The organism is Gluconobacter kondonii, from assembly GCF_002723995.1.
Taxonomy (GTDB): domain Bacteria; phylum Pseudomonadota; class Alphaproteobacteria; order Acetobacterales; family Acetobacteraceae; genus Gluconobacter; species Gluconobacter kondonii.
Window position 1 is genome coordinate 117,198 of record NZ_BEWP01000006.1, and the last position, 14,099, is coordinate 131,296.

Consider the following 14,099-nt stretch of genomic DNA (forward strand, 5'->3'; position numbering starts at 1 on the left):
GAGATCTTATGCAGGACAGAAGACTGGGCAAGCGCGCCCCGAAACACGATCCGCGCACCTATCGCCTCGGCCGGGTGCTGGCCGTGCGCCTGCCGGCCGTGCCTGACGCGCGCGACTGGTCGCAGAACGTGCCTTATCAGATGTGGGGCAATGACCGCTTCGGCTGCTGCGCTTTCGCCGCTCACGCCGCGCTGGTGGCGACCTGGACCAAAGCTGCGCAGTCTCTGGTCATGCTCTCGACCGAAACCGTGCTGGCCAACTATGCGGCGCTGACGGGCTTTAATGCCGAAACCGGGTACGATCCGGGCACCATCCTGCTGGACGAACTCAACGCCTGGCGCCGTAACGGACTGCTGCGACCGGGACAGACCCGCGATTACCTGACCGCCTATGGATCGATTGCGCCGACTGACGTCGTGGGCATCCGTCGTGCCATTGCCTATCTCGGCGGCGTGCTGGCGGGTGTGCAGGTGTCGCAAGGCTTCCTCGATCTGGGTCTGGGCGAGACCTGGGACTGGGAGGCGATCAGTGACCATACGCCCCGTGGAGGCCATGCCATCGCGCTTGTCGGCTACAATCCAGAAGGCGTGTTCTTCAACACCTGGGGCACGCGGACTTTCATGCCGTGGGGCACGTTCGTGCGGATCGCGGATGAGGCTTACGGCCTGCTGTCACGGGAGAACTGGCTGGGCATTCCCGGCACGGCGCCGACCGGGGAGGATTTCGAGGCGCTGCTGGCAGAAGTGAGGGCGGCATGAGGATCCTCGCACTCTGCGCGCTTCTGGCCCTCGCGGCCTGCTCGGCCGGATCGGTCGCGCCCGTCACCATCAGTCAGGCCATTGCTGGTGTTCAGGCAGATCTGACGAAAGCTGGTGTCGTCAGTGTCTCGGGCGTGCAGCACTGGACAGCAGATCAGGCTGCCCGGTTCGATGCCAACGTCCGAGCACTCCAATGCGCGCAGCACACGTCAGATCCGGTTGTAGCGATGATTGCCGGGCCGGTCACAATGGATCTGTCCGGGACATTCAGCCAGTCAGGGTCGTTCTCCGTCTCGGCGTCATCCGCCCTGCCCGTCTTCGGGCTTCAAGCCGATGCCAGCCGAACGAAAGCACAGACGATGAGTGTTCCTGTCCAGTTCGTGCCGCTCTCTGCATTGGCTGATGCCGAGGCTGGACGGGAAGTCGGTTATGCCGGAGCGCTCTTGGTGCAGAATGATCAGGTGCGACAGGCTGTGGCAGCACGGATCGAGGCCGATCGGATGGCGCTGGCAGCGCATATTGGATCTCTGATCAGAAAATATGCCGCTTCCTGCCCGACCGGATTAGGTCATTCTTTCGTTGGGATACGCCGTGCTACGTAAACTCGGGGCCTGCGGGGTCAGGTGCAGGCGTGTTTACTCAAATGAGATCAAACTTTTGACGGTTTCCCAAGAGTTCAGAAGATCGGAACTCACTCTTCGTCGACTCGGAATTTCATGGCACGGATTTGGCACGGATTGGGGTGCCGCGACTCGAATATCCGAATTTTAGTTCGTACTAAAACGAGCTTAATCTTATTGATTTTGTGATGGATGAAATGGCTGAAATCCGCCATTTAAGATGGTGGGCGCGACAGGGATTGAACCTGTGACCCCTGCCGTGTGAAGGCAGTGCTCTACCGCTGAGCTACGCGCCCATCCGTTGGACGGGCTTCTAGCAAGATGTTGTTTTTCTGACAAGATCTTTTTCTCAGGAAGCCGGTTTGTCCGCTCCGGCTTCCCTTTTCGGGCGCTCAGAAACCGAACATATGGTCGAGGGAGAAAGCTCCCTCCCCGTTTTCCAGTCCGTGATAGCCGAAAAGACGGCATGTCAGATCACGGATGAGGACGTAGCCTCCCTCCCCTGCGTGATCGAGATGCGACGCTTCAAACAACTCCTGTGGCCGCACTATGAAAGAGCCATTGGGAGCGATCCTGATTGTCGTCTGGGCCAGCAACGCACCATTTGCTGCGTGAAGCAGCAGGACTGTTTCGGAGGTATCAGTTCCTTCAACGGAAGCCGGATGGATCAGGCAACAGAAGCTGCGGAGTGTGTCCCGAGCAGTTTTCTGACCCAGTTTCAGGAACAGCCGTGTTGTCAGGCCCGGCGGCGGCCCAGAATAGGATTGTGGCTCCGAACGCCATGTCATGAGCGTATTGAAGATATGGGCCCCGAAGCTGGTTTCGGCGGCATGGTCGCTCTCACGGTGGCGGTATCGCATCATGGCGTGCAGCCATCCATCCGCCTCGCCACCATCGCGGAAATCATAGACCAGATCCGCATGGCCGGGGCGGTCCGTCAGGTCGTGCAGAGCAACGGCCGTGTCATGATTGCGAGGAAGGTTTCCCAGAAAATGCGAGCCGGTTTTTTCGCCGGATTCATCAAACAGATCCAGTCTGACAGGCAGCGTTTCCAGTGCTTCGGACATCGGATTGGGTTGAAGAAAAGTCTCGAAACGCTGTGGATCGAGAATCGGAAACGGCAGCAGGAAGCCACGGCCCAGCGACGGTGGGAACTGACGGATGGCGGGATCTGGGCGCAGGTTGTCCCGCTCCACGTTCAGATGCGCAATGCGGGTTCGACCACGTTGGGTGATTTCATAGCGCGGACGGACCAGATGTCGGCCGGAACGTAGTTCAAGCTGTGCGGGCCAGTGCAGGTCAGGAAAAAGTGCGCCGACATTTACAGCGACCGTTTCAAACGGCTTTACGGAGCGATCGAGCGCGCGTGGGGCGTCTTCTCCCATACGGTTGAAGGTAATCGCGCCAGCCGGGATTGTCGTCGCGTGACTGTTCTGGACCCACACGATCAGCGTCTCGTCAGGTTCCGGTGCCGGAAGGGTCGCATAACGGACCGAAGGCCACGAATTGGCGTCGTGCGTGACGGACAGGCTCGGATCGCCGTTCTTGCCCCAGCTATCGAGCGCATATTTCACGACGTCATGACCGCGTGCGCCCAGAACGTGAATGAAAAGCTGTCCCGTAAACTCAAGCAGATCAAACCGCCTCCGCACTTCAGCGCTATCGACCGTAATTCCCGCACCTGCTTCCGTCACCGGCTGTTCCCACTGCGCCAGAATCTTGCCGGTTTCGTCATAAAGCCGCATCCAGTAACGCAGGTTTTCGGCGGCATAGCTGGACCAGTAGTTGGCCGTCACGATCCGGCAGGAAAAGCGCTCCGTTTCGCGAAAAAAGGCAAAATTGGTCGCGAAGTTCAGCTTGTCCAGATAGGGACGCCCCTTGACGAGCATATCATCCGGCAAACGGGCTGGTGCGAGGGTCTGGAGTTCACGTCCGTTCAGAAGTCTCTTCAGGCGCGTTCGCATTTTCGCATCTTCAAATGACAGCGCGAAAATGACATCCGCTTCCGTCGTGGGAAGATCTACCAGTGCCCGTAGGGTACCGCCAAACCCGTCCGGTTTTCCGACCTGTTCGGTATCATGAACATAGACATGCGCCGGTTTCAGACCCGGATAGAGAGCAGCCAGTGTGCGGGCGGCATCATCCGGATCATAGAATGCCAGTGTCCGGCCCGAGAATTCGGCTTCCATGCGAACGAGAGCTTCAGCGGCCAGCGGATGTGCCAGTGCCTTGTACAGAATATTGCCACCCTGCGAACCAAAGGTGCGGATATCGAGCATACAGGGGGCCCTTTCAGAGCTTCAGATGTCGGCGCATTTCTCTCGCCACGAGGGGGGTATCGTCAAGCGGGGTCACGTCCCACGGGGTTTGTTCCGGATCGAACATTTTCACGCGCCCGGCGTCTTCGAGGGTTTTCACAAAACGTGAAATCCGTTTTGAACGCCCGGGCAACGGAAAAACCAGAACGGGCGCTGATGTCGCCACAGCTTCGGACATCATGGAAACGCTGTCGGTTGTCACGGCAATGACGTCAGCACAGGCCAGCATCCCCATATAGGGATTGTCGCCGCCGCTCCCCGTTAGAACCGCGATGTCGTGCGGCTCCAGCCGTTTGCGAAAAATATCCACGGCTGCCGGATCAGTTCGGCGCGATGGGGTAAGGACGGCCTGCATGGTGTTGCGCATGGTAAAAGCGATGATCCCTTCCGCTATCCGCTCCGCTTCGGCCGCACCCAGTGTGAAACGGCCGTTGGCGCCCCCTATCAGAACAGACAGAAGCGGACGGTCATCCCGTTTCAGCCGCTCTTCCCACTGGGCACGCGCCAGATCGAGCTTCTGCTGCGTTACGGGATGAAGCGCATTGCGCGAGATCAAGACGTTCGGCCCAGTGATGCCATCATGCGTATTGGCAATCACCAGATCGAACTTCCGGACCGGCATGCGTGGGTTCTGGATCTGTACGACGGGCAGCCCTTCGCGCCTTGCAACGGCTCTTCCGACAACGCCTCCGGTCCCTCCGATGCAGATGATGAGGCGTGTGTCTTCGGGAATCCTGATCGGATCGACCCGTTTTAAGGGAAACGGCCAGTACCGTGCAGGAAAGCGCGACCAGAACGGCTGGATGCGGACCGGTCGGAAATCCCATTCCAGACCAGCCTTTTCGGCCAGTCCCGCACCCTGCGCGCGCATGCCAGCGAAGTCCTCCGCGATGATGATGGCTTTCATGACGGAACTCCGCAAAAAAGAAGGTGTTTCCCGAACGGCGAGAAATTTGGCAAGAAGCGCATATGACAACGTCCCAGACGCCCCCTGCCTCCTCGAATACAACCCCAGCCGCTCCTGCTCCCGGATTTGAGGAGCTTGGGCTGATTGCGCCCCTGCTGGCAACTCTCGCTCAGGCCGGACACAAACGCCCAAGCCTGATTCAGGCACAGGCCATTCCTCCCCTGCTTGAAGGCAAGGACGTTCTGGTCGGTTCCCAGACCGGCAGTGGCAAGACGGCGGCTTTCGTGCTGCCCATGCTCCAGAAGCTTGAAGAAGCGGGCCCGGCGCCCGGCCCTCGCGCGCTTATTCTTGAGCCGACACGCGAACTCGCCGCCCAGACCGCCGCCGTATGTCGGCAGCTTGGGCGCAGGCTTTCCCTGAAAACACGCGTTGTATGCGGTGGAACTTCCCGTGAGCAGCAGGTCCAGTCTGTCAGCGATGGCGTGGATATCATCGTTGCCACGCATGGCCGTCTTCTGGATCTGGTTATGCAGGCCGATCTTGTTCTGGAACATCTGACCTATCTCGTTCTGGACGAAGCTGACCGCCTGCTGGACGAAGATTTTTCGGCTAGCATGACGGCTCTCACGCCTTATTTCCCGGACCACCCTCCTCAGACCGTTTTCTGCTCGGCGACATTGCCTGAGCCTGTGATGGATCTGGCCAAGCGGGTGACGCGCGATCCTGTTCGTGTGGAAATCGCGGCGGAGTCTTTCACGCCTAAAAATATCCGCCAGCGGGCGATCTTCGTGGAAAAAGACGACAAGCCCGAAACCGTGGCTCGTCTGCTGAAGCATTTCGAAGGCCGGAGCATCGTCTTTGCGCGGACGAAGAACACAGTGGACGCGCTCGCAAAAATCCTGCGTCGACACAATTTGCGGATCGAGACCCTGCATGGCGATCGCACGCAGGGTGCTCGCAACAAGGCGCTTGACCTGTTCCGTCAGGGGCGCGTTCCCATTCTGGTGACGACCGACATCGCCTCGCGCGGTCTCGATATCCCGGACGTGGATCTCGTCATCAACATGGATATGCCTGAAACGCCGGAGGCTTATGTCCATCGTATCGGCCGGACAGCCCGTGCCGGACGCAAAGGCGTGGCGTTTTCGCTGATCAATATTGATGAACGGACTTTTCTGCGCGATGTCGAGAAACATATCGGCTACCGCGTCCGGATCGCGACGGAAGACTCGCTGGACCGTTAAGCGTTGCGGTTGGCGAGAATGTCCCTCGCCAGATTTTCCCATTCCTGTGCATTATCAACGCGGGGTCGTATGGGCGGAGGTGCTTTAAGGAGTGTCTCCAGCGCCCGTGCGATCGCTGCGGGGTCCGGATCGCACAGTACAGCCTGCGGATCGTCGGCAAACTGCTCGACAAGACCACCCACACGCGTTGCAACCACGTAGCGTCCGCTGGCAATCGCCATGGCTCCTACGCCACTCTGGGACGCCTCACGATAGGGCAGAACCACGATATCGGCCCATTCGACAAGCGCGGGCAGAGCGTCTTCCTCAACCCAGCGGTTCTCGACGCTGACATTTTCGAGCGTCGCAAGCCTGTGGAGTTCGGGGCTTTGCGGGCCATGTCCGACAACTCGGCATTCAAAGGCATGACAGACGTGGGGCAGAGCCTCCGCTAGAAGATCCAGCCCCTTGTAAGGCAGAAGGCGTCCGAACATGAGAATGCGGGGCGCACCTCCATGGGCAAATGGCACAGTGCCAGTCCCGCCGATAAAGGGTGGATGTGCAAGCGCCGTTACGGGACACAGCACGGCATGTGGCCCTGACGTCAGCCCGTCGGCAACATGACGGCTGAACGTGACGATCTGATCGGCGTGCCGGATCAACCGGCGCTGCAACAGGGCCTGCAACGGATATCCATCTCCCGGATGCGGCTGTGCATCATGCACGATAACAACGGTCCAGACGCCTGCTCTGTGGAGTACCTGCGTCATCAGCATGTCCAGTGGCCCCGGCATGGCACAGATGGCGACATCCGGGCGGAAATCCCGCACGACCCGTGCAAGCTGCCTGCGAAGCCAGGGAGCCGTCAGAAGTCGTTTTAGCAATCCGCGCACCGAGCTGTATGTCGCGACCTTGACCACGGCTTCCGGGGCATTTTTGCTTCGTAGGATTTCGGCCCGTTCTGACAGGCAGAGCAGAACCTCCGTCTCTGGCAGTCTTTTAAGGCCATCCGCCAGATCCACTGCAATGCGTGGCCCTGCGCCCCGCCGTCCCCACTGCCAGACGAGAATGCGTCTGGCCGAACTGCCTTCGGAACGTCTGCTCACGGTCGCGCTCCAACGGCCTGCGCGGCTTCGCGCAATGTCGCACCATTCAGGCGTGTCGCAATTCTGTGTCTAGCATGCGCGCCCAGACGGGCTCGCAAATCCGGATCATCAGCCGCTGTCCGAAGGGCCTGCACGGCAGCTTCCATGTCAGGCAGTGCCCACTGCGTATCGGGCATGTCCCAGATCCCGCGAGGATCACGGGCAGGAACGAGCGTATAGGAAACCGGCAGACCACAGGTTTCGTCCATAAACTCGGCTGTTGCGGACCAGTCCGTTGCAATTACGCACCGCCCGAGCGCCATGGCTTCCGCCACGACAAGTCCGAAGCCTTCGCTGCGATGCAGAGACAGCACGATATCCGCACATTCCGTCAGAGCGAGCCTGTCGGCACCATCAAGCTGTCCGGTTTCGATCCGGATATTGGGAGCTCCTCCGATGGCCGCCTGGATCGTCGCCAGATCTTCGGGGTAATGCGCGGTATGACCAATTTTCAGGAGCAGAAGCCGGTCCGTGCGGTCTCCAAAGGCTTTCCTGAAGGCGTGGATTGTCTCGATCGGGCTTTTGCGGACCATACTGGACGACAAGCTGAACGAAACAAGAACAATGACGCAATTCTCCGGTAGCCCGAAAGACGTCCGATCCCGTCCGGAAGATTTTTCTTCTGCAAGTCCGACTGGATGTTCCACAATCCGCACCGGACGTCCAAGAGAGCGCAGGGCACCAGCGGTAAACTGTGAGGGCGCCCAGATTTCATGCACATGCCGCCGGGCGATGCGCCATATTTCCGGGACGACCGGGAGTTCCCACGCCCAGTATCCGACAATCCGGCGTCCTGTCCGCAGTGCGCGTGGCATGAAGAACTGGGCATAAGGCAGCATTGGAGCATTCACATGCATCACCAGCGGCGCTCCCGGTCCCGTCCTGTCTCCTTCGAGGACGCGACGGTCAATATCCCATGTTGCGCAGGGAATCCCCATCTCCCGCAGCGCCCGGACCATCAGCCGCGCGCCTTCGCCCAGCCCGGAGCTGCGACTGAATTCGCCAGCAACGATCATCCCGTGTGCCGCAACAGGTTTCCGCGGTCTGACTGGAGGCACGGCCAGAGCGGTAGCCCAGACGAAAAAGCGTCGTCGGGCGTCCGCAGGGAAGCGCTGCCATACTTTGTGAAAAATGGAGAGAGACTGTTTCATCGTCCGTTCATGGGGCGTCTGTCCTTGGTCGCAAGCATGGGCAAGGAGCCGAAATCTCTGGAAAGCCGGGCGGAAAACAGGAAACGATACTATCAGACCGGCCTCGGAAAAATGTGATTTCTTTCTGCTATGGAAGGAAAGAAAGGCGATGTTCCCTCTCTGGCGACCTGCGCCCAACGTGCTTACACTACAATCCATGACCGATCCATGTCCTACGCTCTGTGGTGCAGGTATGGCTTCGCCGGGCTGCCGGACGGAGGGTGCCCGTTGTCGCGTCAGTCCGCGACGGAGGGGGATGGCATGAGTTGCAAGGCGGGACAGCGGCATCACCCTGTGCGGATCCGTCAGCCCCGTCTGTCGGAAACGCTGCCCGGTTTCGGACAGCCCCCGCCCGTCTTTAGAGTGACCCTTCCCCCGCCCGATCTTGCCATGTGGCGTCTGCCGCCTTCAGGCGTGCCCGGCGTATGGATATTCGATTCGGGGCGCTCCGGCCCTGAAATCGTTATCACCGCCATGGTCCATGGCAACGAATATGCCGGGGGGTGGGCGCTTGAGAATTTTCGCCAACGGGGCGTGTCCCTGACATCGGGGCGTCTGACCTTCATTGTGGCCAATCTGGAAGCCTTCGACAGGTTTGATATCAGAAATCCCGTCATGGCCCGCCATGTCGACGAAGATCTGAACCGCCTGTGGCACAGCACACGCCTGGATGGGCGCGACCACTCCAGCGAGCTTGAACGGGCCAGACAGCTTCAGCCCTATATCGCCCGTGCGGACCTGTTGCTGGATCTGCATTCCACGCTCTGGCCATCCGAGCCCCTGTTCATCGCCTCTCCCCGTCAGCGGTCGGCAGAGCTGGCCTGCGCTCTGGCGGCAGGTCGAAATCTGCCTCAGACGGTTCTGACGGATCTGGGGCATCAGGGTGGTTCACGCCTGATCGAACACGCGCATTTCATGTCGCCGGGCGGAACCGGGCGAAGTTGTTTGTTGGAAGCGGGGTCTCACTGGGAGCCTGCAACTGTCACGGTCATGGAAAGCGCCATCGAGCGTCTTCTCGCGCAGGCTGAGGCCATCCACCTTCGTGGACATGCCACGCAGGAAGCCTGCGAGCCCGAAATGGCTGTCGTGACCGACAACATCATTGCCCGGCATTCGGATTTCAGTTTCGTCAGGCCGTGGGAGGGCGGAGTCACGATTCCTAAGGCGGGAACGCCCCTCGCCCATGACGGACATGATCTGATTTACACACCCTATGACGAATGCCTGCTGATCATGCCCAATCTGCGTCCCCGTCGGGGACAGCTCGCGGTCCGCTTGGCCAGACGGACCGCAGCGCCGTTCAGATCTTAGGCCGAAGCGCGGTCATAGATCGGGAAGCGACGGCACAGGGCCTTCACTTCTTCATGCACGCGCGCCGTGACGGCTTCGGAGTTTTCTTCCTCAAGAGCCGCCGTCAGCACTTCGTCGATCATGCGGCCGACTTCGCGGAACTCGGCTTCTCCGAAACCGCGCGCGGTTGCCGCCGGGCTGCCCAGACGGATGCCGGAGGTCACAAACGGCTTTTCCGGATCGAATGGGATAGCGTTCTTGTTCGCCGTGATGCCGGCATGTTCCAGAATAGCTTCGGCCAGTTTGCCCGTCACTTTCTTCGGACGCAGATCCACGAGGATCAGATGGCTGTCCGTGCCGCCTGTGACGATGTCGAAGCCACGGTTCTGAAGCTCGTCCGCCAGCGCACGCGCATTGGCGAGAACACGCTTCTGATAGTCCTTGAACTCGTCCGACAGTGCTTCACCGAACGCAACCGCCTTGCCCGCGATGACATGCATGAGCGGGCCACCCTGCAGACCGGGGAACACGGCGGAGTTCACCTTCTTCGCCAGTTCCGGATCGTTCGTCAGGATAATGCCGCCACGCGGGCCACGCAGCGTCTTGTGCGTCGTGGACGTCGTAATGTCCGCAACCGGAACCGGGTTCGGATACAGACCAGCTGCCACCAGACCGGCGAAATGAGCCATGTCCACCATCAGATACGCGCCGACTTCATCAGCAATCTGGCGGAAACGGGCGAAGTCGATGACGCGCGGATAGGCGGAGCTGCCAGCCACGATGATCTTCGGCTTGTGCTCGCGGGCCAGCGCTTCCATCTGGTCGTAATCGATCAGACCATCTTCGGCGCGCACACCATACTGTACGGAGTTGAACCACTTGCCCGAATAGTTCGGAGCCGCGCCATGCGTCAGGTGTCCACCAGCGGCAAGGCTCAGGCCGAGAATCGTATCGCCCGGCTTGGCCAGCGCCATGAACGCCGCCTGATTGGCATTGGCGCCCGAATGCGGCTGCACGTTTGCGAATTCCGCGCCGAACATCTTTTTCAGACGCTCGATAGCGAGGTTCTCAACACGGTCCACGTCCACGCAGCCGCCGTAATAGCGCTTGCCCGGAAGGCCTTCCGCATACTTGTTCGTCAGCACCGAACCCTGTGCTTCCATGACTGCGAAAGAGGCCATGTTCTCCGAAGCGATGAGCTCGATGCCGTCCTGCTGGCGCGTCAGCTCCTCGTTCAGGATGGTGGCAACTTCGGCATCAACCTCCTTGAGGGGGGCATGAAAGAAACGATTCAGCGTGGACTGGCTGGCGTGTTCCGACATCGTGGTCCATTCTCCAGGGTGAGTTCGGCATGTGACTAGCCCAGATTGCCTGCCTCGGCAAAAACAATCCGCCTAACAAACGAGGATCCTTCATGACCACTCCGCTCTGGCGGACCAAACCCGTATCATCCGCAGCCGACAGCCAGACTGGCCTCAGGCGTGTTCTCGGTCCCTGGCAGCTCGTCGCCCTCGGTATCGGCGTGACGATCGGTGCTGGTCTTTTCTCTCTTACAGGTGTCGCTGCTGGCCAGAACGCCGGTCCAGCCGTGACGCTGTCTTTTGTTATCGCAGCCGTGGCCTGTGGGTTTGCAGGTTTGTGTTACGGCGAACTGGCCGGGATGATTCCCTCCGGCGGTTCGGCCTATTCCTATGCCTATGCCTCCATGGGAGAGCTGATTGCTTGGATGATCGGCTGGGATCTCGTGCTCGAATATACGGTGGGAGCCGCAACCGTTGCCTCAAGCTGGTCCGGCTATCTGGCATCGCTTCTGGGCGGATGGGGGCTTCCCATCGACCCGAGGCTTCTTGCTCCGCCACTCACGCCTGTGACGCTGTCAGACGGCACCATCACGACCGCTTGGTTCAATCTGCCAGCAGCCTGTGCCCTGTGGATCGTGACGGCGCTCCTGATGCGCGGTGTTAGCGAATCCGCGAAGGTGAATACGGCCGTCGTCGTCATCAAGCTGGCGGTCGTCGCTATCGTGATCGTGGTCTGTGCGCCGCATGTCCATATGGCGAACTATCATCCGTTCATCCCTGAAAATACCGGCACGTTCGGCTCTTTCGGGTTTTCCGGTGTTATGCGTGCGGCCGGGATGGCCTTCTTTGCCTATCTCGGCTTCGATATCGTCTCGACCGCCGCGCAGGACAGCCGGAACCCGGCACGGAACATCCCAATCGGGATCATCGGAAGTCTACTGGTCTGTTCCGTGGTTTATGTCATTTTCTCGCTGGTTCTGACCGGGGTGGTCAATTATCGCCTCATGGCCAATGACCCGAGCCCGGTGGCGACCGCCATCGACACCGCGCATCTCCCTTGGGTCGCAAGCCTTGTGAAGCTTGGCATTACGTCGGGGTACGTCTCGGTTCTGTTCGGAATGCTTCTGGGACAGGCACGGATCTTTCTCGTCATGTCCCATGACGGGCTGCTTCCTCCGCTGTTCGCACGGCTGAACACCCGTACCCGCACACCTTGGACGTCTCATCTTCTGTTCGCGGTTCTGACAAGCCTTCTCGCGGCTCTTGTGCCGATTGGCGTGCTTGGGAACATGACCTCGATCGGAACGCTTCTTGCCTTCATCATCGTCTGTGCGAGCGTTCCCGTCCTGCGCCGAACCCAGCCCGATGCGCCCCGTCAGTTCCGCGTACCGGGTGGCGCTATCATTCCCGTCCTCGGCGTTCTGTCCTGTGGGGCCGTGATGGTATCGCTTGATCGCCTGACATGGATCAGGCTCATCGTCTGGCTCATCATTGGGCTTGTCATTTATTTCGTCTACGGCATCCGCAACAGTCGACTTTGCAGGGACTGAAGTTAGGCGCATGATCGGGGGTATGAGCAATGCAGCATACCCCCTCTCCCGTCCGCGGCGTAATCGCCACGATGCTTTCACCCGTCGTCTGGTGCAGGAACATCGCCTGCATGTCGACAACCTGATCTGGCCGATTTTCGTCTGTGAAGGTGAAAACCAGCGCCAGAAGGTCGACTCCATGCCGGGCGCAGAACGCGTCAGCGTGGACAATGTCGTCGAACACGTCCGGCAGGCTGTGGACCTCGGCATCCCGGCCGTCGCCATTTTCCCCGTAACGCCCATGAGCGTCCGCGACGCCACGGGCACAGAGGCCCTGAATCCGGATAACCTGATGTGTCGCGCTTCGCGCACCATCAAGGACGCCTTCCCCGATCTGGGCATTATCGGAGACGTGGCGCTGGATCCGTATACCGATCACGGCCATGACGGCGTGATCGAGAATGGCCGGATCCTTAACGACGCCTCCGTGGAAATCCTCCGCCGCCAGGCCCTCAATCAGGCCCGTGCGGGCAATGACATCATCGCCCCGTCCGACATGATGGATGGCCGCGTGAAAGCCATTCGCGAAACGCTCGACGGCAATGGCTACGACACGACGCGCATCATGGCCTACACGGCAAAATATGCGTCCGCCTTCTACGGTCCGTTCCGCGATGCCTTGGGGTCCGGCAGCCTGCTGCACGGAGACAAGAAAACTTACCAGATGGACCCGGCCAATTCCGACGAAGCCATGCGCGAAGTTGAGCAGGATCTGCGCGAAGGTGCGGACATGATCATGGTCAAGCCGGGCATGCCGTATCTCGATATCATCCGCCGCGTGCGCGAACGCTTCGAAGTTCCGACTTTCGCCTATCAGGTGTCGGGGGAATACGCGATGCTTATGGGGGCCATCCAGAACGGCTGGCTCGACCGCGATCGTACGATCATGGAAAGCCTGATCGCTTTCAAGCGTGCCGGCTGTAACGGCATCCTTACCTATTTCGCTCTGGACGCCGCCCGTCTTCTGCGGGACGAACACTGAAAAGCCCACAGACCCGAGGCGTTCAATCCTATTATACGGGGCTGAACGCTGAAAATATTGCAGCCCGCCTCCTTGAAGAGCGCGGGCTGACAATTATGGCGCGCAGATTACGAACGCCCTATGGCGAAATCGATCTTCTGGCAGCAGATTCGGAATGGCTGATTGCTGTTGAAGTCAAGCAGAGACGCAGCCTGCGGGAAAGTGCGTTATGCCTGACTGTCAGACAGTCCCAAAGGCTGATGGAAGCCTTCGAGTATATCCTGCTGACGAAACCGGAGTGGCAGCGACCCAACACACGGTTTGATCTGATCGTCGTGGACCCGTCAGGTCAGGCGCGACGCATTCAGGATGCGCTGCGCCAGTTCTGAAAAATCAGGTGCGACGGACGCGGGCGTGATGATGAGCGGATGCAACCGCAATATGGGCATGAGCGACTGCATGCGGGCGGTAAGCGACGTTGCGGATGACAGCGTGTGAGCTGCTCCAGGCAACGGCTGTGTTATGCGAAGTTGTGCGGCGCGCAAACGCATGATGGAAAACGGCGCGGTGATAGACCGGCGTTGCAGTCAATGCGTCAAAGGTCAGCTTGCTGGCTTCGTAATCGGTGATGGCTGGACGGGCATAGGCCTTGCCTGCCCCCATGCAGATACCAACACCCATGATACCCAGAGCAATTCTGCCGACCCAGTTGCGCGCCATTGACGTTGTGTCCCATCCCGTTCTGATGGAAACAGCCTATGCGCTGAACTCGGGGTCCGGCAACCCCTGATGGGAAA

Annotated in this window: 13 protein-coding genes and 1 tRNA gene; 7 read left to right on the forward strand and 7 right to left on the reverse strand. The window is 59.8% G+C overall.

Annotation, left to right across the window (positions count from 1 at the left end):
- Positions 1-8 precede the first annotated feature (8 nt).
- Positions 9-758 (forward strand): C1 family peptidase, encoded by a 750-nt coding sequence (locus tag GKO01_RS08505; protein WP_099286695.1) that lies wholly within the window; start codon positions 9-11, stop codon positions 756-758.
- On the forward strand, positions 755-1,360 hold the full coding sequence (locus tag GKO01_RS08510; protein ID WP_174694270.1) for a hypothetical protein: 606 nt from the start codon (positions 755-757) through the stop codon (positions 1,358-1,360). The genes GKO01_RS08505 and GKO01_RS08510 overlap by 4 nt, the downstream gene beginning before the upstream one ends.
- 239 nt (positions 1,361-1,599) lie before the next feature.
- Here GKO01_RS08510 and GKO01_RS08515 read toward each other — a convergent pair.
- The 3 genes from GKO01_RS08515 to GKO01_RS08525 all read right to left on the reverse strand — a co-directional run bounded on the left by GKO01_RS08515 (position 1,600) and on the right by GKO01_RS08525 (position 4,603).
- Positions 1,600-1,674 (reverse strand) — tRNA-Val (locus tag GKO01_RS08515).
- Positions 1,675-1,770: 96 nt separating this feature from the next.
- A complete protein-coding gene (locus GKO01_RS08520) occupies positions 1,771-3,657 on the reverse strand; it encodes a hypothetical protein (RefSeq protein ID WP_099286696.1) in 1,887 nt (628 codons plus the stop codon).
- A 13-nt stretch (positions 3,658-3,670) separates the two neighbouring features.
- Positions 3,671-4,603 (reverse strand): mitochondrial fission ELM1 family protein, encoded by a 933-nt coding sequence (locus GKO01_RS08525; RefSeq protein ID WP_099286697.1) that lies wholly within the window; start codon positions 4,601-4,603, stop codon positions 3,671-3,673.
- A gap of 62 nt (positions 4,604-4,665) precedes the next feature.
- On the opposite strand from GKO01_RS08525, the gene GKO01_RS08530 reads away from it, so the two are divergent.
- Complete coding sequence (locus GKO01_RS08530; protein WP_099286698.1) at positions 4,666-5,847, forward strand: DEAD/DEAH box helicase; 1,182 nt, start codon at positions 4,666-4,668, stop codon at positions 5,845-5,847.
- Here the strand turns inward: GKO01_RS08530 and GKO01_RS08535 are convergent.
- Positions 5,844-6,932, reverse strand: a complete 1,089-nt coding sequence (locus tag GKO01_RS08535; RefSeq protein ID WP_099286699.1) for a glycosyltransferase family 4 protein — start codon at positions 6,930-6,932, stop codon at positions 5,844-5,846. The genes GKO01_RS08530 and GKO01_RS08535 overlap by 4 nt on opposite strands.
- Entirely contained in the window at positions 6,929-8,122 is a 1,194-nt protein-coding gene (locus tag GKO01_RS08540) for a glycosyltransferase family 4 protein (protein WP_099286700.1), read from the reverse strand. The genes GKO01_RS08535 and GKO01_RS08540 overlap by 4 nt, the downstream gene beginning before the upstream one ends.
- Positions 8,123-8,329: 207 nt before the next feature.
- On the opposite strand from GKO01_RS08540, the gene GKO01_RS08545 reads away from it, so the two are divergent.
- Positions 8,330-9,472, forward strand: coding sequence for a M14 family metallopeptidase (locus GKO01_RS08545; RefSeq protein ID WP_244901386.1), 1,143 nt, complete (start codon positions 8,330-8,332; stop codon positions 9,470-9,472).
- On the opposite strand, the gene glyA is transcribed toward GKO01_RS08545, so the two are convergent.
- Positions 9,469-10,773 (reverse strand): serine hydroxymethyltransferase, encoded by a 1,305-nt coding sequence (gene glyA / locus GKO01_RS08550; protein ID WP_099286702.1) that lies wholly within the window; start codon positions 10,771-10,773, stop codon positions 9,469-9,471. The two genes, GKO01_RS08545 and glyA, sit on opposite strands and share 4 nt — an antisense overlap.
- A 92-nt stretch (positions 10,774-10,865) precedes the next feature.
- Between glyA and GKO01_RS08555 the strand changes: the two genes are divergently transcribed.
- Genes GKO01_RS08555 through GKO01_RS08565 form a run of 3 tightly spaced genes read left to right on the forward strand, consistent with a single transcriptional unit; the run spans position 10,866 to position 13,691 of the window.
- Positions 10,866-12,302, forward strand: coding sequence for an amino acid permease (locus GKO01_RS08555; protein WP_099286703.1), 1,437 nt, complete (start codon positions 10,866-10,868; stop codon positions 12,300-12,302).
- A 10-nt stretch (positions 12,303-12,312) separates the two neighbouring features.
- Positions 12,313-13,323, forward strand: coding sequence for a porphobilinogen synthase (hemB, locus tag GKO01_RS08560; protein WP_099286704.1), 1,011 nt, complete (start codon positions 12,313-12,315; stop codon positions 13,321-13,323).
- Positions 13,324-13,379: 56 nt separating this feature from the next.
- A complete protein-coding gene (locus GKO01_RS08565) occupies positions 13,380-13,691 on the forward strand; it encodes a YraN family protein (RefSeq protein ID WP_099286705.1) in 312 nt (103 codons plus the stop codon).
- 4 nt (positions 13,692-13,695) lie between these two features.
- Here the strand turns inward: GKO01_RS08565 and GKO01_RS08570 are convergent, their stop codons facing one another.
- Positions 13,696-14,022 (reverse strand): hypothetical protein, encoded by a 327-nt coding sequence (locus GKO01_RS08570; RefSeq protein ID WP_099286706.1) that lies wholly within the window; start codon positions 14,020-14,022, stop codon positions 13,696-13,698.
- Positions 14,023-14,099: the final 77 nt, after the last annotated feature.